Raw genomic sequence first — 22,538 nt, 5'->3', positions numbered from 1 at the left:
AGCTTACCGGGCCAACTCGCGGTAGTGACGGGAAAGTTCGAGGCAACTCTTTGCCAGGCTTCTTTCCGCCACAGCAAATTCCCGGGCTGAGTCACGCAGCCCGTCCCAGGAATCTGAATCCATCCGAAAATAGTCCTCCATAGCCCTGCGCAGCGAGGTGACGTCGTCCTCGGGGACGAGCCGGCCCGACTCAGGCCCTGTCATCTCCGGCGTGCCGCCGCTGGCGTAGGCAATTACTGGAGTCCCACATGCTTGGGCCTCCAGAAGGATCAGACCGGCCGCCTCCCGTGCACCGTTGTGCATGCGGCTCGGTGCAATCACTACATCGGCTTGCTGAAGGTTCTCCAGCACACCCTCACGGCTTAGCGGTCCAAGGAAGGATATCTGCTGGTTCTGCGCTGCCGCCTGGGTAACTTCAGGCTCCAGGGGACCTTTCCCAGCGACAAGCAGACGGTGCGGAATGGTGCCGATCAACTGGTTTGAGGCTTCCACCAGGTGGCTGATGCCCTTCTGGTGGTTCAATGCACCGATGAACAAGGCGGTTGGCACGGGATTATTACGGCGCCAGGGGTCGGGGACGAAGATATCGGTGTCCACTCCCTGGTAATGGACGTCAACCTTTTCGGCAGGAAACCCATTGCGTACGGCAAGTCCCGCGAGATATTCGCTGACCGCCAGTATGCGCCGGCTTCTATTCATCGACGCGCGGAGATTGTGCTTGTGCCATCGCTCCATGGCAGACCGGTGGTTCCTGCCGGCCATGACCACGTCGGCTCCGTGCAGGGTGGTCAACAGCGGAACGTCGCGATGCTTGGAGGCAGCCACGGCCGGCCAGGACCACGTGGCGAAATGCTGGTGGATAACATCAGGGCCGTAGTCCGCAATCGCCTTCGCCATGGCAGGCATGACTATTGGAAGGTATTTTTCCCGCTTTTTGAAGGGCAAATCCCGCCGCGGCGCAAAATCCGTGACGGGCAGGGTGACAGACTTATCGCGTATCTCCGCAGCCATGGTGAAGAAATGAAACCGGGTTTCTTCGTCTGCCATGCGCACGGCGTGCGCCACTGCGAAATAGGTCGGCGGAACAAGCAAGGAACTCTTGGTGAGAGCGATTTTCATGTGGAACCTGGAAACACTTTCGCAGAATTTGGAGTCGGAGTGCGGCTCAAGCAACGGACGGCAGAGCACTTTCAAGGAGCCATGCGTCCTGCCCGTATGCTATCAATCACCCGCCGGCGCAGCCCTACGCCGCCGGTTCGACCTGGCCGCCAGGACGCAGGAACGTCCGCACTTCGACTAGACTGTGACACTGGAATCGGCGGAGCCTGGAGTGCGACGACGGGGAAATGAGCGAACTGCTCGAAAACGGAGGCACTAAATTGACAGCACGAATTCTCTGCATCTCCTTCTCGGACATAATGGCTGACTCCCGTGTGCTGCGACAGCTCGAGGTGCTGTCCGAATTTGGCGAGGTCACGACACTCAGCTACGGGGAGAAGCCGGCCAAGACCACCCATCACCTGCGGATCAACTCAGCATTGCCGTCACTCCCCCAGACCGTCCCGGGTGTACTCGCCCTTGCGCTGCGGAGGTTCAAGGCTGTGGCCTTGTCCGCGCCCGCGGTCAAAGCGGCGGCCGCGCTGGCCTCTGGCCAGCAGTTTGACCTGATCGTTGCCAACGAGGCAAGGGCCTTGCCACTGGCGCACCACCTTGCTGCTCAGATGGACGGTCCTGTTTCCGTTTGGGGCGACATGCACGAATGGGCACCGGAGGAACGGGCCCACGTCCTCTCGTGGCGCCTTCTTGTGAAGCCATTCATGACACATGTGTGCCGCGAGTACCTGCCCCGCACCCAAGCCGTCAGCGCTGTGAACGGCTCCATCGCCAAACTCTATGAGGACCGGTTCGGTCTTAAAGTTCGGGTGGTCCGCAATGCCGGCGCATTCCGTGATCTCCGCCCCAGCGAGCCCGTGCCGGGGACGGTTCGGCTGGTCCACAGCGGGGCAGCAATACCTGGCCGCAATCTTGAGGGTATGATCGCTGCCGTTCTGCAGCTGGACGAGACTTACACACTTGATTTCTACCTCGTCAAGGCCCGGGACGGAGGAAAGTACTGGGCGGAGCTGAAGAAGCTGTCGGCCGGCTCAGACCGGATCCGGTTCCATGACGCCGTTGCTCCCGATGACCTTCCCCGGACACTGAATCAATACGACCTGGGCATCTTCAGCCTCCCGCCGCGGACCACGAACCACAGGCTCATGCTGCCCAACAAGTTCTTCGATTTCGTACAGGCTCGGCTCGGTCTTGTGTTCAGCCCATCACCCGAGACGTCCGCGCTCATCGACCGTCATGACATCGGTGTGGTGACGCGCGACTACTCTTCCGAAGCGCTGGCAGACGCAATCCGGGTGTTGTCCCCCGGGGATGTGGACCGCTTCAAGAAGAATGCAGACGCTGCGGCGAGGGCGCTCAGCTCGCGGGAAGACGAGGACGTCGTGCGGGACATCGTTCAGCGGCTGCTCCTTGAGACGGCCGTCTGAGCTGCCCTATTTGTTGTTGCTTCCGTCCCGCCCGTCACCGGACAGCCTGCTCTGACCCGGATCCGCATGATCGGTAGCCGGCTGCGGTTTGATCTTCGCGGAGCGGATCCGCTGTACGTCCGCGCGGCAGATCACAGCCCAGACCACTACGAAACCCAGGGCGAGAAACGGCCCGGCTGTGTCCGGCAGGGATGCGGCGCGGGTGTAGACGAGGCCACCGACGATGAGCAGGACCCCGACCATGGCCTTGGCGAACAGTCCCCTCCAGTCCTGGTTGTCCAGCCGCCAGCTTCGCACAATCGATACCGTCGCAGTGGCGAGTGTGGCGACCAGGTAACCCGCGGCAACTCCCTCCAGGCCCAGGAAACCTGACAAGGGGAACCAGAGGATTACGGCCAATATCAATCCGCCCATGGCCGTCAGCGACACAAAGCGGGCACCGCGGGTGCCGGTGGAGTTGAGCCGGTTGATGCAGGCCACCGGCAGGGTGGTGAACATGACCGCTATGAGCAGGACAGAAAGCAGGCCCTTTGCGCCGGCGTACCTCTCGCCGAAGAAAAGATCGACGACGAGGGGACTCGCCAGTGCCAGGGCGCCGAAGACGGCGACCATGGTCACCACGAGGCCTCTGGTCATCAGGTCGGTCTGGCGTCGCAGCGACGTCGGGTCCTCCCGTCCCCCCGCCTCCGCCATCGAGGGAAAAAGAACCTGGCTGACGGTCCTCGCGAGCATGGTCGCCGGCGTTGCAAGGCTGAGTGCCGCTGCATAGAACCCGGCCTCGATGTCCGACCCGAAAAACTGGGCCGCGATCATGGACAGCTGCAGCAGTCCCGTGCTGGAGAGGGTGCCCAGGACGCCGTAGCGAACAAAGCTGTTCATCTGAGCTGTCAGTGTCTTGTCTACTTCGACTGTCGACTTTTTAGGCCAACAGATGACCCCGTACAGACCATAGGCGACTGCCATCGGGACCAGCAAGACTGAATTCCAGCCAAGCAACAGTACAAGTACCAGTAGGCCGATAGCCAGGATGGAGCCTCCCACGTCCCACAGCGCCGCCCGTGCAATCTGGCCCCCGCCGTACTGAACACCCCGGGCAAAAGACCACGATGCGTAGCCCAGCAGCAGGAGCGCGCAGCAGGCAGCCGTGACCAGGTCGGTTCGCAACAGGAACGCACAAGCCCCGAAGGCGGCCGCAGCCAGGGCGAACGAACTTAGGAGCATGCGGCGGCCGAGGTAGTTGGCCACGGCCTGGGCCTGGTCATCCCTGCCGGCGCCCCGCATTTGGGCGACAAATCGGGTGGCGCCCTGACCCGCGGAGGTTGGCCACAGGAGGCTCAGAAGCAAGGCCACGGAGATGGCCGAATTCACGGTTCCCAGGGCTGCTACCCCGACGAAGCGACCCACGAGCACGCTGTATAGAAAACGGACCAAGCCCTGTGCCACGCTGCCCGCCAGCGCGAAGATCCACCTGACCGAGAGGCTCCTGCTGTCCGCGGCGGTCACGTCTGTTGTTCGAAAAATTGGCAAGTCTGCCGACAACCTCTCATTGATAACCAGGAGCAGAAGCGTGCTTCCTACCGGACACGGGGCAGCCACCGCAGCGGTCCCCCTTCACCTGGCACCTCTGCAGAGTGACGGGCAGGATCTCAATGGATCAGAGCCCGAGAGCAGGCGCTCCGGCTAAAGCCCCTTCGGGCGGCGTTCCAGCTCTGAGCCAGCCCATGGCTTCTCGGCTTCATCGAGGGCGATGCGCCGGGCCAGCTTCGTGAATGTGGTTTCGAGGTGGCGGAACCGCTGATACGTCGTTGCCATGAAAACCAGAAAGCTCACGGTCAGCGCATAGAGAACGAGGTCGGTTCCCCGGCCGATGCCGAAGAAGCGCGCCACTTGGGTGAGCAGTTCCGGAAAAAACACCGAAAAAGCCGCGACACAGGCAAACAGCACGAGCATGATCCGCCGGATCGCGAGATGCCTGGCATTTGACCCGCCCCGCATGAGCGCCAAGGAGACGAGAACTACCGACAGGACAAGAACTAATTGGACAACAATCTGCACAATCTCACCTAAAGAACAGGTCCGCAACGATATTCACGGAGTTCAGGAGCGATTGCCCCTTGGACCGCGAATAGTCGGTGTAGATGATTTCGACCGGATGTTCAACCCAACGCGGGTTGATCGCCGCTATCTGATGTATGAGCTCTGAAGCGTGTGCCATGCGGTTCTGCGTCAGATGGATCTTTCCGGCCGTCTCGGCATTAAAGGCCCTCAGTCCGTTGTGGGCGTCAGAGAGCTCCAGCCCGGTGGACATGCGCGATTGCAGCGCCGCCGTCCTGAGCACGATCCGCTTCGCAAGTGACAACTGGGTGCGGTCATCGAGGAAACGCGACCCCAGGACGACGTCGGCTTCGCCCGACTTAATCCTCGAAACCATCGCTTTGGCATCTTCCACACGGTGTTGTCCGTCAGCATCGAAAGTGACGATGCAGTCCACCTCAGGATCGCTGAGCGCGAACTCGATGCCCGTCTGGAGAGCGGCACCCTGTCCCAGATTAACCGGGTGCTGCACTACTACCGCACCGGCCTGGCTGGCGACGCCCTGGGAGCCATCAGAGCTGCCGTCATCGACACACACGACGTTAGGAAATTCCGGCAGCAGGCCTCGAATGACGTTGCCGACGACGGAAGCCTCGTTGTAGACGGGCATGACAATCCAAGTACGACTCACTGATTCAGTATCCCATAGCTAGTAACTACGTTTATCGATGAACAGGGCTGCCCGTAAGTGGCGGATGATGCCGGGCACCCTTTTACCGGATCCGGATCCACGCTAGTCATTGCCCTTCACACAGGAGAGAACCCGCTCCGCGGCGGCCCGACCTACCGACCGGAGGGAGAAGTTCTCTTCTGTCCACGCTGAGAGCCTGGACCGGTCTGCCTCGGCAACCGGGGTGGCGATCATCGCTTTCATCGCCAAGGCAACGCTGGCAGGATCCCACTCAGACGCAATGCCGAGTTTATTCTCTTCAATCAACTCCACCATAGGTCCCACGCCGGCATAAATTGCCGGAGCGCCGGCGGCAAGGCCGGCCAGCGACTTGGTGGCGAAAGCAAAGTCATACCCCTTTCCAGGCCGCACGGACGCCAGGCTCGCAGTGGCACTCCTGAAGTAGGATGCAACCTCGGATCCTGAGGTTGGCGGCCTGAACTGCACCTGCGGACCGATTGACTCGGCACGGGCCTTCAACGCTTCCAGTTCAACGCCCTGCCCGAACATCAGGAGCCGGACGTCGGGATTGTCCTGCGCTATGAGGGCGAAAGCATCGACAAATACCCCCGCCCCCTGGATCTCGGACATGGTGCCCGCATATATGAAGAAATCGCCCTCTTCGGGTTTGGCCTCGCCAACAGGAGAAAACGTGTCAGTATCGACCCCCGTCCCCACCATGTGGATGCCCTGCCCTCGTCCCGTCAGGGCCTCCACCTCCTGGCGCACACCATCGGACACAGCCAGGATGCCCGCCGCCGACCTGAGAACTGAACGCTCCATCCAGGTAAGCAGACGGAGAGCGGGTCCCTTCACGCCGATGCCCTTCGCGGCTGAGGATGAAACGTCGGCGGAAAAGTAGACGTACGGAATTCTTCTCAGACGGCAGACCGTCTTAACAATGAGCCCGGTTGTGGGCGGCGGTTCAACGACCACCACGTCCGGTTTAGGCGAGAGCAGCAGTCTGAAAAAGAGCGGAACGTCAAAGCTGAGGTACTGGATGTAACCCCGGACGTTGCCGCCGGCGTCCCGGAGAACCGGCCACCGGCTGACGGCGTAGTCACCGTCGGCGCCCGTCAAACCCCTCGGCGGCCAGGTCGTGATGACCCGGACTTTCGCCCCTCCTTCGGCCAGTCCGTTGGCCAGCGCCTTTAAACGGTATGCCGCTGCCCCGGTCTCCGGGGCGAACAGGCGACTGGCGATGGTAACGCGGGGAGCCTGCTGATGGGTCACGAAGCAGGAACCTTGACAAGCTGCCGGCTGGTGGCGGACTCCAGCACGGCTTCGGCCACGCGGAGCGTGTCCAGGCCTTCACGCATGGTGACGACGTCGCTGCGCAGCCCGAGGACGGCGTCGCGGAACGCTTCGTGCTCGGTCCGCAGCGGCTCCGGCTTGGCGATGGCGAGCCGTGTGACATTGCCTTCGGAAACGCCACGGAACGCGGCCATGGACTCCCATTCGGTGGCGACAGTGCCGTTCTCAAAGAACGTCAGATCTGCCGTGATGGTGTCAGCCACGAAGGCGCCCTTTTCGCCGGTGACGATGGTAAGGCGTTCCTTCATGGGTGAGAGCCAGTTGACCAGGTGATTGGTGATGACGCCGTTGCCCAGCTGGCCTGTCGCGGCCACCATGTCCTCGTGCGGGCGGCCGCTGCGGGTGGTGGTGCGGGCGAAGATCGACTCAAAGCGGCTCTGCGCCAGCCATGCGGTCAGGTCGATGTCGTGCGTGCCGAGGTCCTTGACCACGCCGACGTCGGCGATCCGGGCCGGGAAGGGGCCCTGGCGCCGTGTGGCGATCTGGTAGACGTCGCCCAGCTCGCCGGCTTCGATCCGCTTGCGCAGGGACTGCAGTGCCGGGTTAAACCGTTCGATGTGGCCCACCGCGCCGACCAGCCCCTTGGCTTCGAAGGCGTCGACGAGGCGCTGGCCGGCCTCCGCACTGGAGGCGATCGGCTTCTCCACCAAGGTGTGGACGCCAGCCTGGGCCAGTGCAAGTCCGACTTCTTCGTGCAGGCCGGTGGGGACGGCCACCACTGCCATGTCGATGCCGGCGGCGATGAGCTCCTCCACGGACGACAGGACGCCAAGCTGGCCGGCGACGCCGTGCGGGTCGCCGAAGGAGTCGGCGACGGCTACCAGGTCGACGCCGTCGAGCTCCCGCACCACCCGCGCGTGGTGGCGGCCCATCATGCCCAGTCCAATGAGGCCGACACGCAGGTTAGCCATCAGGCACCTGCCTGGACGAGCTTGTTGACCGCGGTGACGATGCGGTCCAGGTCGTTCTGGCTCAGGGACGGGTGAACCGGCAGGGACAGGACTTCCTTGGCAGCGGTTTCCGTGTTCGGCAGGTCCTCGGTACGGTTGAACGAGGGCAGGCGGTGGTTCGGAACCGGGTAGTACACGCCGGTACCGATGTTGTATTCCTCGCGGAGCGCCTTGGCCAGTCCGTCGCGGTCCTCCGGCACACGGATCGTGTACTGGTGGTAGACGTGGGACGCGCCCTCGGCGACCTTCGGCGTTCCGACGCCCTGGAGGTTGGCGGTCAGGAAGGCGGCGTTCTGCTGGCGCTGTTCGGTCCAGCCGAGGACCTTCTTGAGCTGGACCCGGCCGATGGAGGCGTGCAGGTCGGTCATCCGGGCGTTGAAGCCCACCAGTTCGTTTTCGTACTGCTTTTCCATGCCCTGGTTCCGCAGCAGGCGCAGGTTCCGCTCCACACCGGCGTCGGATGTGGAGACCATGCCGCCCTCGCCGGAGGTCATGTTCTTCGTGGGGTACAGGCTGAACATGGCGAACTTGCCGAACGTTCCGACCTTCTGGCCGTTGAAGCTGGCACCGTGGGCCTGGGCGGCGTCCTCGTACAGGTCGATCCCGCGCTCTGCGGCGAGCTTGCTGAGACCCTCGACGTTGAACGGGTGGCCGTACAGGTGCACCGGCATGATGCCCTTGGTCTTGTCCGTGATCAGCGAGGCGACGTGGTCCACATCCAGGGTGTAGTGGTCCAGTTCGATGTCGGCAAACACGGGGGTGGCCCCGGCCAGCGCCACGGAGTTGCCGGTAGCGGCGAAGGTGAACGAGGGAACGATGACTTCATCGCCGGCCTTCACGCCGGCGGCCAGGAGCCCGAGGTGCAGTCCCGAGGTGCCGGAGTTTACGGCCACGGATGAGCGGCCGTCGAGGAGTACCTCGGAGAATTCTTTCTCGAATTCGGCGACCTGCTGGCCCTGGGCCAGCATTCCGGTGGCCAGAACGGCGTCGACGGCGGCCCGCTCGTCGTCGCCGATGATCGGCTTCGCCGCGGGGATAAAGTCGTAGCTCATGCGTTCTCCTCAGACTCTTTCAGGGAATTTCCGTCTTCAATGTATTTGGCTCCGGTGGCAGGGCAGACCCAGAAGCCGCCTTCCTGGCGCAGCGGCTCGCCGGCCTTGCCCACCCAGCCAAGGCGGCGGGCAGGGACACCGGCCATCAGGGCAAAGGCCGGCACATCCTTGGTGACGACGGCGCCGGCCGCAACCGTTGCCCACCGCCCCACGGTCAGAGGGGCAACGCACACGGCGCGGGCTCCGATGGAGGCGCCGTCCTCGATGGTCACGCCCACCGGCGTCCAGTCGTGGGCGCTCTTGAGGGAGCCGTCGGGGCTGACCGACCGCGGGTAGGTGTCGTTGGTCAAGACAACGGCCGGACCGATGAAGACACCTTTGCCGAGCTTGGCCGGCTCGTACACCAGGGCGTAGTTCTGGATCTTGGTGTTCTCGCCGATCTGCACGCCGGTGCCGACGTAGGCGCCGCGTCCCACGATGCAGTTCGCGCCGAGGTTCGCCTGTTCGCGCACCTGCGCCAGGTGCCAGATCTTCGTTCCGTCGCCGAGGATCGCCTGGTCCGAAACGTCGGCGCTCGGAGCAATGGTCGTCGTCATACTTTGTGGTTCCTCTCAGAAGTGCCGCTGCGGCCGGGCCGCAGCCGCAAAGGCTGCCGCGAAGGGCTCTTAGGCCTTGCCGATAACGCGGTAAACGACGCCGTTCCACTGGTCGGCGGAGCTCATCCGGCGGCCGTCGATGAAGGCCTTGATGCCGGGCAGGTCGGCCGGGGACAGCGTGCGGTATTCGGCGTGGTCGGCCTGGACGATGGCCGCGTCAACGGGTTCGCCAACGTGGTACGCGGTGAAGCCGAGCTTTTCGAGTTCGGCGTCCGTGTAGAGCGGATCGTGGACCGTCACCACGGCACCGCGCTTCTCGAGGCTGGAAACGGCGTCGAAGACACCGGAGAACGCAGTCTCCTTCACACCGCCGCGGTAGGCGGCACCCAGCACCACCACACGGGCATCGGTGAGGTCGCCGTAAGCGCCTTCAAGGAGGCCCACCGTGTACTCCGGCATGTCCGCGTTGGCGGCACGGGCAGCCCGCACCACCGTCGCCTCGGGGTCGTTCCAGAGGTACAGGCGCGGATAGACCGGGATGCAGTGACCGCCGACGGCGATGCCCGGCTGGTGGATGTGGCTGTACGGCTGCGAGTTCGAAGCCTCAATGACCTGGTAGATGTCAATGCCCGCGGTTCCGGCGAACCGGGCGAACTGGTTGGCCAGCCCGATGTTCACATCGCGGTACGTGGTCTCAGCCAGCTTGGCCAGCTCGGACGCCTCAGCGGATCCCAGGTCCCACACGCCGTTCGGCCGGCGAAGGTCAGCACGCTCGTCGAAGTCCAGCACGGCTTCGTAGAACTCAACGGCCTTGGCCGCCCCTGCTTCGGACAGGCCGCCCACCAGCTTGGGGTACTTTCGCAGGTCCTCGAACACCCGTCCGGTCAGCACGCGTTCCGGGGAGAAGACGAGGTGGAAGTCCTGTCCTTCAACCAGCCCGGAGCCCGCCTCGAGAGCGGGCTTCCAGCGCGTGCGCGTGGTTCCCACCGGCAGGGTCGTCTCGTAGGACACCAGGGTGCCCGGGGTCAGGTGCTTGGCCAGCTCGGCGGTTGCGCCGTCCATCCAGCCGAAATCAGGCTTGGCGTCGGCGTCCACGAACAGCGGGACAACCAGCACGACAGCGTCGGCGCCGGGAACAGCCTCGGCATAGTCCGTGGTGGCACGCAGCTTGCCCGCCTGCACCAGTTCGGAAAGTTTCTCCTGCAGGTGGGCCTCGCCCGGAAACGGCTCGGTCCCCGCGTTGATAAGCTCCACGACCTGCTGGTTGACGTCGACGCCGACGACATTATGGCCCTTGGAAGCAAACTGGACGGCCAGGGGCAGCCCGATTTTTCCCAACGCAATTACAGCAATCTTCACGGATACTTCGCCTCTTCTGTAAGTGGATTTCCCACGCCCCTCGGCGGCGCGTAGAAGTTCTTGGTCTAGCCTAACGAGTTTCCGGCACGCGCTCGTATTTAACCGGGCACCGCTACAACTTCAGCGCACGCTTCAATGGGCCGCTCAGCGTCCGGGCGAACGTGGCCGTGAGATGGTTGTCACGGTAAACCAGTACGTTGCCTATGACGGGAGGACACCTTCCATTCCTGCAAAAATAACTGCCCAGATCCACCACAGCCACACTGCCCACCTCATGAGCGGCAACCCTAAGGGGATCCTCATGGCGCTGGTCCGGCTCGTGAGCCACCGAGCATTCTGGGGCGGTAGGCCCGCTCCTCTCAACACAGTCCGGGACTGAGAAAGCAGGGAAAGGCGTATCCAGGATCACAGCAACTTCGATCCCTGCCTCGACCAAAGGCCTCAGCATCGCCGTGTAGCCGGAGATGAGCTCCCGGTCGCTTTTCCACTCCCAACCCAGGGCTGATTGATAACCTGCCGGGGTCATGCCGGCCACCACAACCTTGTCCGGTTTCAGGCGCAGCAGTTTCCGGAGAGAAGTCCGGTTTTGCTCCGGGCAATTGCTGAAGACCGTGTCCTTGGACGCTGGCGGGGCCGCCGTGAACGGACATCCGTTCCTTACCATAGCCCTGACTTTCCAGCCGTTCCTCACGCCGATGTACGCCAGAGGATCCACGTACTGGCTGGCGTGGGAGTCGCCAATAATCACCAGCGTACGCTGGGCTCCCAAATCCCCGTATGTACAACCAGTGTCCGGTGACTTGACCGGATCGTAGACGTTGCAGCCATCTTTGTTGGTCAGTGGCACATCTTTTGTGGCAACCGCGGGGTCAGGAAGGACAGCCTTCCCCTGCGGCACGTGGGCAGGCCGGCTCGGGTCAAAGGCGAGGGCGCCAGGATAGTCCGCATCGGAGATCTCATAATTCAGCGAAGCCGATTTTGCCTCCACGACGGCCCACGGCACCGTTGCGGTTAGGCAAGTAGCGGTCACCATCGACGCGCCCAAAGCGTAGTCCCGCAATGTGCGGGCGCGTCCACGAGACCGGCGGCCCACCGGAAGCTTCCCCTTTCTGGCCTGCCTGAAGAAGGGCTGTTCAACGAAGCGATAGGCCAGCGCTGCCATCAGCACGCTGGCTCCTGCCAGCGCAACGGCCGTGGCAAGATTCGGCGTCCTGCCGGCCAGGTAGACGTAGAAGACGATCACTGGCCAGTGCCATAAGTAGAGCGAATACGAGATGTCACCGAGGTATTTCATCGGGGCAACACTCAGATATGTCGCTGGATGAAAACCCGGGCCGTAGCCGTGTCGGAGTGAACCAGCCGGCGCGGGGCCGTTCACGAGAATGAGCACGGCACCGGTGACAGGCATCAGCGCCACAAAACCAGGAAATTGCATCCGGGTGGAGTAAAAAACTGCCGCGGACAGAATCAACGCCAGTCCCAGCCACGCCAGAACAGCACTTGCGCGGGGCCGGGGACGAACGACAGGAAGCAGCAGTGCGCCCAGCCCGCCCAAGCCGATTTCCCACATCCGCGTGGTGGTGGCGAAGTAGGCCAGGTCATGATTCGATGCCGTGAATAGGACGGAATGGACGAGGGAAGCAGCCACCATGAGGCCCAGAAAATAGGCACAGCAACGTCCGGCTGGGAGCCCCCTAAGGCGCGCTACCAGTCCAGCGGCACCCAGGAGCAAAGGAATAACGATGTAGAACTGCTCTTCAACAGCAAGAGACCATAAATGCTGAACGGGCGAGACGAGTGCGTTGGCCGACTCGTAGCTCACGGAACCGAAGGCTTGGTTCCAGTTTTGAACTTGGGCCGCTGACATCATGACGTCAAGAGCAATCGACTGCCATCGGTCCTGGGGCATCAGCAAGACTGCCCCGGCCATGGTGGACATAAGAACGACCGTCGAGGAAGGGAGCAGGCGCCGGATGCGGCGGGCATAGAAGACCAGCATCCCAATGCGGCCGCGGGCGATGATCTCACGCACAAGTGAACCAATAATCAGAAATCCGGAGATAACAAAAAAGACGTCAACGCCGACGAAGCCGCCCGGCAATAAATCAGGACGGAGATGGTAGGCAATGACGATTCCAACGGAGAGGGTTCGAAGGCCCTGTATGTCCGCTCTCTGGCCACTTTTGCTAGTAGGTGACCCCTCAGGCATGACCCCGCAACCGCGCTATGCCGTCCGAGATTGGTCCGTCGAAAATCACGTTCCCGCGCTCCAATAGCACGCCACGATCGCAGATCCGTGAGACAAGGTCGAGATCATGGCTAACCACCACGAGAGTCTTCCCTTCCGCGGCGAGTTGCTGAATCTTGTCGATGCACTTCCGCTGGAAGGGCTCATCGCCGACAGCGAGTATTTCGTCAACAAGAAAGACTTCGGGATCTGTGTGGACTGCTACGGAGAATGCCAGGCGAAGGTACATTCCTGACGAATAGAACTTCACCTCGGTATCGATAAATTTCTCGATCTCGGCGAACTCGATGATGGAGTCGAAGCGCTCGTCGATGTCGGTTTCGGACATGCCAAGGATGGCACCATTGAGGTAAACGTTGTCCCGGCCGGAAAGGTCGGGGTGAAAGCCTGCCCCAACCTCAATTAGGCCGGCCACCCTCCCGCGTGTGCGGACCGTTCCTTCGTCGGGAACGAGAACGCCGGAGATATGTTTGAGCAACGTTGACTTACCCGAACCGTTGAGCCCCAGAAGCGCAACCGCCTCTCCTGTGTCGATTTCCAGGGAGACGTTGCGGAGTGCGTGGAACTTTTCCGACAGGTCGCCCTTCCGCCCCTTCAGGAGCCACACAATGGCTTCCTTAATGGAGCGAGTGTGGCGAAGCACGAACTGCTTGTTGATGTTCTTGACTTCAATGGCTGTAGTCAACTCAAAGCTCCTGAGCGAAGCGGCCCTCAAGCCGGCGAAATGTTATCTGGCCTAGAAGCAGCAAGGCCCCCGAAACCAGCAACGCGTAAGGCAACCACACTGACAGAAGGTTCGGTGGCAATTCGAAGCTGCCATCAGTCGTCGGCACCCAAAAGGCAAAATGAAACGCCTCTACCCCCACCGTGATGGGGTTCAGCTGGTACACGCCGAACCAGAACTGGCCGAGCTTATCGACCACCATGGTCCAGGCGTACATGACGGGTGACGCCCATGTGGCGACCATGAGCAGCATGTCCACAAAGTTTTCGGAGTCCCGGAAATAGACATTCACGGCTCCGAAAAGCAATCCCAGCCCGGTGGCCAGCAGCGCTACTACGACAAACCCGCCGGCGGCGGCCGCCAACTGCAGGAAGGACGGATGCCATCCTGCGAAAAGACAGGCCACCACCAGGATGACCAACTGCGGAAAAAAGTGCACTGCCGAGACCCACACAGAGGCAACCGGGAAAAGTTCCCTCGGAAGATAAATCTTCTTGATCAATCCTCCGTTATTGACGATGGACCGCGACGCATTGCCAAGCGCCTCGGAAAAGAAATTGATCAGCACAATGCCGGAGAACAGATAAATTGCGTAGTTCGGCAGGCCGTCCGGATTACGGGGGCTGTTTTCCAATCCGAGAAATACGCCAAGGGCGATGTAGAACACCAGGAACTGCATCCCCGGCTTGACATAGGACCACATCAGCCCGAGTACGGAACCCCGGTACCTTACTTTAAGTTCCTTGCGGACCAGCAGATGCAGCAGAAAGCGGGTGCGAAATACCTCCGTCAATCCCCCGCCAACACCTGGCCGGGTAAGCTCCTCGACGCTGGTGCTCATTGTTCGTTTTCGCTGTGACGGTCAAACGTCTTCTTCCACGCTTCAAAGGAGCAAATCTCCTTCGAGGCTTCTTTGTATTCGGCACTCAGCTTCTGCCAGTCCCTTAGGAGCATGGCATGCAGCCGGGCACTCTCGGCCAGCATCTTGCGCAGCTGCTGCGGATTGCGTTTGTACCAGGACGCGCCGGTGCCTTCGGCATTGGACACGACAGCAGAGTCGTACTGCGACATCCGCCACCAGCGGTTGTCCTGATGGGCGATGTTGGCCTGCGGCCGGTCGACGCTGGATGGCGCCACCGGCTGCACCAGCTGCCGTACCACGGTTTTCGCCGCCAGGGGAATCAGTCCAAGCTTCGATGGCTGGCGAACGCCGTGCCCGTGCTTCGGAGGCTTGTCCAGCTTGGGGGCCGGGTAGGAGTCCGGGTCGGGCGATATGACCGAGTCAGGGTACTGCTTCATCATGTTCCGGATCTCAGGCAGCTTGCTCGGAAGCAGGTCATGAAGCCCGTTTGGGCCGCGCAGCAGGTCACGCAGTGCCATGTTGCGACCCTCGGCGGTGGCATACTGCATGGACACCAGATGTTTGATGTCGGCGTACTGGGACTCCCTCACCACACGTCCGCCGAACTCGTAAGGGCTGTGGATCAGGGCAGCGATAAAGCGGTTGCGGGCGTGGAAGTACGCCTGCCAGCCAACGAGGTCGTCCTTGTCGATCCACGACACATGCCAAACGGCAGCACCAGGGAAGGACACCGTCGGGTACCCATGTTTCTTGGCACGCAGCCCATATTCGGCGTCGTCCCACTTGATGAAGACAGGCAGGGCAAGCCCGATTTCCCGGATGATCTTGGTTGGTATGAGGCACATCCACCAGCCGTTGTAATCCACGTCGCACCGCCGGTGCAGCCAAGAGGATTCGCGCAGGTTGGAGGAGAGGAAGTCATGTCCCAGCGTCATGTCCTCGCTCGGCAGATCCGGCTGGAAGCGGTAGGGATTGACGATCTCGCCGAACGTGTGCAAGACGGTCCGGTTGTAAAGGTCGAACATGTGGCCGCCGACAATTGTCGGGGTCTTGCACATGTCAGCAAAAGTCAGGAGGCGGGTAATGCTTTCCGGCTCGACGACGACGTCGTCATCCATGAGCAGCGCGTAATCGCTTCCATTATTCACGGCTTCGTACATGCCCCTCGCAAAGCCGCCGGATCCACCGAGGTTGTCCTGGTTGATGATCCGCAGTTTGCCCTCGAGGGCCGCGGCGACCTCAGCAAAACCGGCCGCATCAGCGACCTTCTGCGTGCCCTGGTCGACGATGATCAGTTCCTTGACGTGCTGCAAAGCGTCCGGCGCCTCCGCGAGGATCCGCAGGTTGTTGATGCAGAAATCAACCTTGTTGAGCGTCGTGATCTCGAGCGTGATCGAGCCCGGAGTGTGCTCCTCCCCCTCGCCGAGCCAATTGGCTTCGGTGAGGACCAGTTCCTTTGAACCGGCGACGAGATCAAACCAATACCAGCCACCGTCACCGAACGGCGCCAGCGACAGATCAAACGTGTTTGTGGTGACCCCGTCAACATTGCGGGAATCCACGCGCTGCAGCGCCCCTCGGGCATTGGACTTGTAGACGATCACCGAGCCCATTCCCCGCGTGGCAACCGACAGCCGCACGCTCTTCAAGTTAGTCCAGCGCCGCCAGTAGCTGGCGGGGAAGGCATTGAAGTAGGTGCCGAAGGAAACGCGCTCGCCCGGCCGAACCGACGTGGAGTGCCGTGTGAGGAAGTCCTCGACGTGGACTTCCTTGTTCAGTGTTCCACCCGAAGGCGTCCTAACCTTGCCGCCGGCTTCGATATTTGACGTCGGCAGTTGTTTGCCGGTCGCGTTGCCCGTGTCGATGTACAGGGGCACGGTATCCATCTGGCTCTGGCTTGGCAGGATGACCCTCTGCAGCGTGCGCCAAGCCTGGCCGCCCTTGCCGGACTGCAGGGCCTCAGTACTGATAGTCAGGCTCACTCGTCGACTCCTCCGCTTACTAACGTCTTCCCGTCCTCGAAATGAGGACGAATCTTGTTGTCGAACATCGTCAGGGCCGATCCGATGGCCATGTGCATGTCAAGGTACTTGTACGTTCCCAGCCGTCCTCCGAAAAGAACGTTCGGCTGTACAGCTGCCAGATCCCGGTACTTCAGGAGACGTTCGCGATCCGCTGCCGTATTGATGGGGTAGTACGGCTCGTCCCCCTTCTCAGCGAACCGGGAGAACTCCCGCATGATGACGGTCTTTTCCGTCTGATAATCGCGCTCTGGGTGGAAATGCCTTGGTTCAATGATGCGCGTGTACGCGACGTCGTCGTCGTTGTAGTTCACAACTGAAGTGCCCTGGAAGTCACCGACCTCGAGGACTTCTTCTTCGAAATCGATGGTGCGCCAAGAAAGGTCACCCTCCGCGTAGTCGAAGTAGCGGTCAACTGGACCTGTGTAGATCACCGGAATCCTTCCGACAACCTTTTCCTTGCTGTATTCGTGTGAGTCGTCAAAGAAATCCGTGTTGAGGCGCACATCGATATTGGGGTGCTCGGCCATCTTCTCGATCCATGCAGTGTAGCCGTTGGTCGGGAGGCCCTCGTACTTGTCGTTGAAGTACCGGTTGTCGTAGTTGTAGCGCACCGGAAGCCGGGAAATGATTCCTGCGGGCAGGTCTTTCGGGTCGGTCTGCCACTGCTTGCCCGTGTAGTGCTTGATGAACGCTTCGTAAAGCGGGCGGCCGATCAACTGGATGCCCTTGTCGTTGAGGTTCTGGGGATCGGTCCCGGCGAGCTCTCCGGCCTGCTCCTGAATTAGCGCCTTGGCCTCTCCTGGCGTCAGGTTGGCTCGGAAGAACTGATTGATGGTTGCCAGGTTGATTGGCAGGGAGAAAACCTCCCCGCCATGCACGCCGTAGACCTTGTGCACGTAGTCTGTAAAGGTAGTGAAGCGGTTGACGTACTCCCAGACACGTTCGTTCGACGTGTGGAAAAGGTGCGCACCGTAGCGGTGAACCTCGATCCCGGTCTGCTCTTCCTTCTCGCTGTAGGCATTGCCCCCGATGTGGTGGCGGCGGTCGAGGACGACCACCTTCAAGCCCAGCTCACTGGCGGCCTGTTCTGCGATCGTCAGGCCAAAAAAACCTGATCCTACGATGACGAGGTCAGCAGTCACTAAATCTCCTGGTTCGAATTCGGGCAGCCCAATGTTGTGCATTGTCTGCTGCTCTAGCCTACCCGAGACTGCTGGGTCGGCCATGTCGCCCTCCGGCTGGCGGGTTATCCACATACGGGGGTGGGCCGAAGCCATGAGACTTCAGCCGGCGCTAGCGTGTCTATCAAGACGGCCAGAAGAAGGCGGTAACCGATGGAACTGCAGTGCACCCTCGTCCGCGGCCCCGGCGCCGTTTCCGCCGCGTCCGGTTCCCCTGCCGGGCCAGTTGAACTGACCGTGGCGGCCCCGGACGGTTGCCCGGGGGCCGACCTCGAGGCAGAGCTTTCGCGCAGCTTCCTGACGCGCCGGCTGGCCGTAGCCGGCCTGCCGCTCAGGGGCCTGACACTCGGCAGACCGCCCCTGGTCAACGGGGCTGTCCTGGTGGACGGCCATGGCGACGGGTCGAGCCCGGGGGCTGCCTGCGAGCCGCCGGCGGCCGTGCTCCTCGCGGTGGACAGCGGCCCCGCCGCCGGGACTGTACTTCCGCTGCGCCGGGGAAGCTACCGGATCGGCCGGACCAACGCCGAGCTGACTATTCCTGATGCGGATCTTTCGCGTGAGCACGCCAGAATTGAGGTGTCGGATACAGCGCTGACCCTTGTGGACCTTGGCAGCATCAACGGGACCGAGGTGGACGGCGAACGGGTGTTCAAAAAGGCCGTCGCGATCGGTTCCCGCATCCGCTGCGGCAACTCCTCCATGTCAGTTGTGCTGGCTGCGCCGCCGGAGCCGGGGAATGCTGGCCTGGGATTTGCCGGGAGCCCCGTGGCGGACCCCCTGACCGTCTCGCGCGCGGCCGCGCCGGCTGGCCGGTCAGTGCTGATTCTTGGGGCCGTTCTCCCCGTGGTCATGGGTGTGGGTCTGGCCCTGGTGACGGGCTCGTGGATGTTTCTGGCCCTCACCGCCGTATCGGCCGCGACGCTCCTTGTCCCTGCCGTCTCAGGCACCCGGCAGCGCCGTGAACTCAGAGCGGCAGTAGCGGCAGCAGCTGCGCAGGATCTGGATCGACGACGGCGGTCGGCACCGTCCGCTGCCGTCCTCGCGCTGGCCGCTGCGTTTCCCCCGCGTTCCGCTGCCGGCACCGCCCGGAGCAATGCCGCACCCCGCCGATGCCCTGACGCTACCGGCAGGGCGGCCGAACGGGAAACGGCAATGTCCACGGGAGAGCCAGGGCCGGGAGGTGTGCCCGGCGTCTGGCTCCGCCTTGGCCTGGCCGACCAGCCGGCCAACGTACGTCTCGAGCCGGATCAGCCGGGCTTCAAACCGCCTCGGCTGGGGCCGGTGCCGCTGCTCCTTGACCCGGACCAAGCGGTCGTTTCCATCCGGGGGCCGGAACCCGAGGTTCACGGTCTGGCCCGATCGTTCCTCATGCAGCTCACTGGGTATCCACTGGCCTGGGGTACCCGGATCGCGGTCCATGGGCCGGCTTCCGTCCTGCCGCTCGCGGCGCGGTTCCTTCCCGGCGTCTCACTCCATTCGAGGACTCCTGACGCCATATCAGCCCTGACGGACACGTCCGGCGGGACGGGACTGCCCCGCGTCCTGCTGCTCTTCGGCGAAACAGGATCCGACGAAACAGAAACAGGATCCGACGAAACAGGAGTCAAGGAAACAGCGTTCGCCGGAACAGCAGACGGCGCCCCCGAGTCCGGCATCATCGCAACTGCCCGGGGCCTGGGCTGGCGGGTAATCCATCTCACGGGTCGGGGACAGCAGCCATCGGAAGCCGATATTGAGCTCGGCGAGCGCGGGGCCGTGATTCGGAGCCGCGGTTCATGCTCACGCTTCGTGGCAGACGTGGTGCCGTCCGGCGTTTTCGACCGGTACTGCCGGGCGTACCGGCAGTACCTCCCTGACGAGCCGGCCGACTCCCAATCGGTGCCTGCGCGTTGCGGGCTCCGCGATCTCCTCGACACGTCGCCCGCCGCAACGGCCGGGCGCTGGGGGGCAGGCAGGCTGGAGCCGGGACTCACCATTCCCCTGGGCCGCACCGCTGGGGGCGTGCGCGTCCTCGACCTTGAAGCAGATGGCCCGCATGTCCTCGTTGCGGGCACCACAGGTTCCGGGAAGTCGGAGCTGCTTCGCACCATTACCGCCGGGCTGGCGCTGTGCTATCCGCCGGACCGCGTCAATGTCCTCTTCTTCGACTTCAAGGGCGGGTCCGGACTCAGTCCGCTGACCGGCATCCCGCACTGCGTCGGCATGCTGACGGACCTTGCCGGCAGCCAGCTGGAGCGCACGATTGTGTCCCTGCGGGCAGAAGTCCGCAGGCGTGAGCAGCTGCTGGCCGCCGCGAACGCCCCGGACCTGGCGACCTACCGTCTGTCCCCGTCCGGCGGTCCGCCCCTCCCCCAGCTGGTCCTCATCATCGATGAGTTCCGAATGCTCGTCGAGGAAGCTCCCGGAACCCTGACCGAGCTGATGAGGATTGCGTCCATCGGCCGGTCACTGGGCATCCACCTGATCATGGCCACCCAGCGCCCGCAGGGCGCTCTCACGGCGGACATCCGTGCGAACGTCACAACGAGCATCGCCCTCCGGGTGCAGTCCAGTCACGAATCGGCCGACGTGATCGGCAGCAGTGCGGCCTCGGCGATACCCGTCAACCGGCCCGGCCGCGCCTACCTGGCCAGGGGCACCGAAGCTGCCGAAGAGTTCCAGTCTGCTTCAGTTGGTGCTGTTAACGGCGAGGACTCTGCGTCATGCCGGGTCAGGGTGCTTGAGGCCACGGTGGCCCTGGCGATGCAGACTTCTGTCAACGGCAGCAGACCTCCTGCGGAGTCCCCGGCGGACGCCGCCAGGCCCGTGGTGGAGCTGGTTGCCTCCCTGTGGGCCGGGATGGGCGGTTCCGCGGCGCACCGCCCGGTGGCTCCGCCGCTGCCGGATGTGCTGGCGGGCCCCGATGACGTGGCCACACTCACCTCAGATGGCCCCGTTCCTGCAAGTCACGTCCCCGAAGGTCCTGTCCCGGAAGGCACCCTCTCCGGAGAACCCGTTGCTGCAGGCACCATGCCGGGAGCGGACGGAGACTGGGCGGTAGGGATGGGTTTGCTGGATCTGCCCGAGGAGCAGCGGCTTGCAGCCCTCACCTGGCGGCCGGAAGCCGATGGGCATCTCGCGTTGATCGGCGCGGGATCCAGTGATGCCGCCCAGGCAATGTCAACGGCAATGCATCAGCTCCTATCGCATCCCGCAGAATGCCACCTCTACGTCCTCGACGCGGATGGGTCCCTGGCTGGCTTTGCCGGTATGCAACGCACCGGATCTCTTGTGAACCTGCACGACGTCCGCCGCGGCGTCCGCCTCCTGGAGCGCGTGGCGTCCGAAATGTCCCGGCGGCTGAGCCGGCTCCCGGCAGCTGCCGGTCCGCCGCTGATGCTGGTCATTTCGGGCTGGGGCTCGTGGCTGTCCGCCCTCCGCGCCGGCCCCCTGACCCGCGCCGAAGACCATCTCCAGGACATCATCCGGGACGGCCGCGCCGCCCGAATGACCGTGGTGATCTCCGGCGACCGCGAACTCGTGATGTCGCGGTTCTTTCCTGCCATCCCCAACCGCATCTACTGCCCGCGGGGCGCCAGCGCCGAGAGCAGGCTGGTATGGCCCACAATGCCCGAGGTCCCGCCGCTCAGGGGCCGCGCCGTCGCATCCGGTGCTTTCTCCGCAGGGCGTCAGGCGGTCTGCCAGCTCTATGCCCCGGAAGGGGGATGTTCCGGTCCCGGGAAAGCCTCGGCCCTCCGCGGCGAGATGCTGGGTCCGGTGCGGGTCAGGCCGTTCCGCGTGGACCCCCTTCCGGTGCGGCTCTCCGTAGCGGACGTGCTGTCCCGGATGCCTGAGGCCAGAGGTGCAGCTCAGCCTATGCGTGAGGCCGCCCGGCGCCTGGTCGTGGGCATGGGCGGGGACGAACCCGCCCCTGCCGCGGTGCGCCTGCCGCCAGGGTCTGTCCTTGCCGTGCTCGGCAGCGCCGGTTCGGGCAAGTCCTCGTTTTTGGCATCCCTGCCGGCGCTTAACCCGTCCGTATCCGGATGGCAGCACCCTGGCCGGGGGCCGGGTCCTGGTGACTTTTGGAGCGAGGTCCACCGCGACGCCGTGGAAGGACGCCTGCCAAAGGACGCCATACTCCTCGTCGATGACGCCGACCTGCTGCCTGCCGCCCCACAGCAAAACCTCATGGACCTGAACAGCCGCGGCTGGGCGGTAATTTTCTCGGCCGCGTTCAGCCAGTCACTGGTCCAGCGTGTCCCGCTCGCGCTGGCAGCCCGCAGTGGCGGCAGGGGCATCCTCATTGCGCCGCGCAATCCCCTGGACGGCGACATCTTCGGTCTGCGGATAGACCCGGATTCCCATCCCCCGCCAGGGCGCGCCCTGTTCGTGGCGGACGGCGCGGCGATGCCCGTTCAGCTGGCCATGGCCGAGGATGTCAGGAGGCTCTAGAGTGCAGGCGGATCGGACGCGGCGCGGGAGGCGAAGCGAATCACGCGTTTGTCGAACAAGAGGACGATCGCCGTGGCGGCAGGGATCAGCATCGCGGCGCCGGCCAGCGGGAGTCCGCCGGTGAGCGTGGGGAAGCCGATGGTCAGCGCGAACAGCTGGGCCACCAGCGCGCCGGCCCTCGGCCAGCGGAAACCACGGAACAGGAACACGGCAACGGCATAGAGCCACGCCGCAAACGCCAGAAGCAGGCCGAGCGTGAAAACGGCACCCCAAAACGACATGACGGGTGCCCCGCTGGCCAGCTGGAATCCGTACCAGGCCGCTGCGGCCAGCAGGGCCGTGGCCTCGGCTGCCACAATCCCCGAGATCACGGGAACGGCGCGGGGACGGACGCGACTCGAAGGCTCTGTTCCGCCTGGGCCCCGGTCCTCCGCCATTCCACCGTCTCCGGCGTCAGCGTGTGGTCCGGACGGGTCTTTTGGGGGTCTTGACA

17 protein-coding genes are annotated in these 22,538 nt (G+C 63.3%); 2 read left to right on the top strand and 15 right to left on the bottom strand.

The features are described 5' to 3' along the window. Positions 1-3: 3 nt before the first annotated feature. Positions 4-1,119 (bottom strand): glycosyltransferase, encoded by a 1,116-nt coding sequence (locus ABIE00_RS06935; RefSeq protein ID WP_354258422.1) that lies wholly within the window; start codon positions 1,117-1,119, stop codon positions 4-6. A 260-nt stretch (positions 1,120-1,379) separates the two neighbouring features. On the opposite strand from ABIE00_RS06935, the gene ABIE00_RS06930 reads away from it, so the two are divergent. Beyond that, positions 1,380-2,540, top strand: coding sequence for a glycosyltransferase family protein (locus ABIE00_RS06930; protein WP_354258419.1), 1,161 nt, complete (start codon positions 1,380-1,382; stop codon positions 2,538-2,540). 6 nt (positions 2,541-2,546) lie between these two features. On the opposite strand, the gene ABIE00_RS06925 is transcribed toward ABIE00_RS06930, so the two are convergent. The 13 genes from ABIE00_RS06925 to glf all read right to left on the bottom strand — a co-directional run bounded on the left by ABIE00_RS06925 (position 2,547) and on the right by glf (position 17,575). After that, positions 2,547-4,043 (bottom strand): lipopolysaccharide biosynthesis protein, encoded by a 1,497-nt coding sequence (locus ABIE00_RS06925; protein ID WP_354258416.1) that lies wholly within the window; start codon positions 4,041-4,043, stop codon positions 2,547-2,549. Between the two features lie 177 nt (positions 4,044-4,220). Further along, positions 4,221-4,595 carry a DUF2304 domain-containing protein gene (locus tag ABIE00_RS06920; protein WP_354258413.1) on the bottom strand — a complete coding sequence of 125 codons (375 nt, stop codon included), beginning with the start codon at positions 4,593-4,595 and terminating at the stop codon, positions 4,221-4,223. 4 nt (positions 4,596-4,599) lie between these two features. Then, positions 4,600-5,244, bottom strand: a complete 645-nt coding sequence (locus tag ABIE00_RS06915) for a glycosyltransferase family 2 protein (protein WP_354258410.1) — start codon at positions 5,242-5,244, stop codon at positions 4,600-4,602. Positions 5,245-5,367: 123 nt separating this feature from the next. Continuing rightward, on the bottom strand, positions 5,368-6,537 hold the full coding sequence (locus ABIE00_RS06910; RefSeq protein WP_354258407.1) for a glycosyltransferase: 1,170 nt from the start codon (positions 6,535-6,537) through the stop codon (positions 5,368-5,370). Then, entirely contained in the window at positions 6,534-7,529 is a 996-nt protein-coding gene (locus ABIE00_RS06905; protein WP_354258404.1) for a Gfo/Idh/MocA family oxidoreductase, read from the bottom strand. Before ABIE00_RS06905 ends, ABIE00_RS06910 begins: the two co-directional genes overlap by 4 nt. Continuing rightward, entirely contained in the window at positions 7,529-8,620 is a 1,092-nt protein-coding gene (locus tag ABIE00_RS06900) for a DegT/DnrJ/EryC1/StrS family aminotransferase (protein WP_354258401.1), read from the bottom strand. The genes ABIE00_RS06905 and ABIE00_RS06900 overlap by 1 nt, the downstream gene beginning before the upstream one ends. Next, positions 8,617-9,216 carry an acyltransferase gene (locus ABIE00_RS06895; RefSeq protein ID WP_354258398.1) on the bottom strand — a complete coding sequence of 200 codons (600 nt, stop codon included), beginning with the start codon at positions 9,214-9,216 and terminating at the stop codon, positions 8,617-8,619. The genes ABIE00_RS06900 and ABIE00_RS06895 overlap by 4 nt, the downstream gene beginning before the upstream one ends. Positions 9,217-9,285: 69 nt before the next feature. Beyond that, on the bottom strand, positions 9,286-10,575 hold the full coding sequence (locus ABIE00_RS06890) for a nucleotide sugar dehydrogenase (protein ID WP_354258395.1): 1,290 nt from the start codon (positions 10,573-10,575) through the stop codon (positions 9,286-9,288). Positions 10,576-10,687: 112 nt separating this feature from the next. Then, positions 10,688-12,784, bottom strand: a complete 2,097-nt coding sequence (locus tag ABIE00_RS06885; RefSeq protein WP_354258392.1) for an acyltransferase family protein — start codon at positions 12,782-12,784, stop codon at positions 10,688-10,690. Then, positions 12,777-13,508: an ABC transporter ATP-binding protein gene (locus ABIE00_RS06880; RefSeq protein ID WP_354258389.1), complete on the bottom strand. Its 732-nt coding sequence runs from the start codon at positions 13,506-13,508 to the stop codon at positions 12,777-12,779. The genes ABIE00_RS06885 and ABIE00_RS06880 overlap by 8 nt, the downstream gene beginning before the upstream one ends. Before the next feature lies 1 nt (position 13,509). Next, positions 13,510-14,388, bottom strand: coding sequence for an ABC transporter permease (locus ABIE00_RS06875; protein ID WP_354258386.1), 879 nt, complete (start codon positions 14,386-14,388; stop codon positions 13,510-13,512). Then, a complete protein-coding gene (locus ABIE00_RS06870; RefSeq protein WP_354263292.1) occupies positions 14,385-16,295 on the bottom strand; it encodes a glycosyltransferase in 1,911 nt (636 codons plus the stop codon). Before ABIE00_RS06870 ends, ABIE00_RS06875 begins: the two co-directional genes overlap by 4 nt. A 92-nt stretch (positions 16,296-16,387) precedes the next feature. Next, positions 16,388-17,575: a UDP-galactopyranose mutase gene (gene glf, locus ABIE00_RS06865; RefSeq protein WP_354258384.1), complete on the bottom strand. Its 1,188-nt coding sequence runs from the start codon at positions 17,573-17,575 to the stop codon at positions 16,388-16,390. 192 nt (positions 17,576-17,767) lie between these two features. Here glf and ABIE00_RS06860 point away from each other — a divergent pair, with 192 nt between their 5' ends. Continuing rightward, positions 17,768-22,045, top strand: a complete 4,278-nt coding sequence (locus ABIE00_RS06860; protein WP_354258381.1) for an FtsK/SpoIIIE domain-containing protein — start codon at positions 17,768-17,770, stop codon at positions 22,043-22,045. On the opposite strand, the gene ABIE00_RS06855 is transcribed toward ABIE00_RS06860, so the two are convergent. Then, on the bottom strand, positions 22,042-22,482 hold the full coding sequence (locus tag ABIE00_RS06855) for a hypothetical protein (RefSeq protein ID WP_354263291.1): 441 nt from the start codon (positions 22,480-22,482) through the stop codon (positions 22,042-22,044). The genes ABIE00_RS06860 and ABIE00_RS06855 overlap by 4 nt on opposite strands. Between the last annotated feature and the right edge of the window lie 56 nt (positions 22,483-22,538).

Source organism: Arthrobacter sp. OAP107 (genome assembly GCF_040546765.1).
GTDB lineage: Bacteria > Actinomycetota > Actinomycetes > Actinomycetales > Micrococcaceae > Arthrobacter.
The sequence above is the reverse complement of the archived record's forward strand: the minus strand, read 5'-3'. Positions and strand labels throughout refer to the sequence as shown.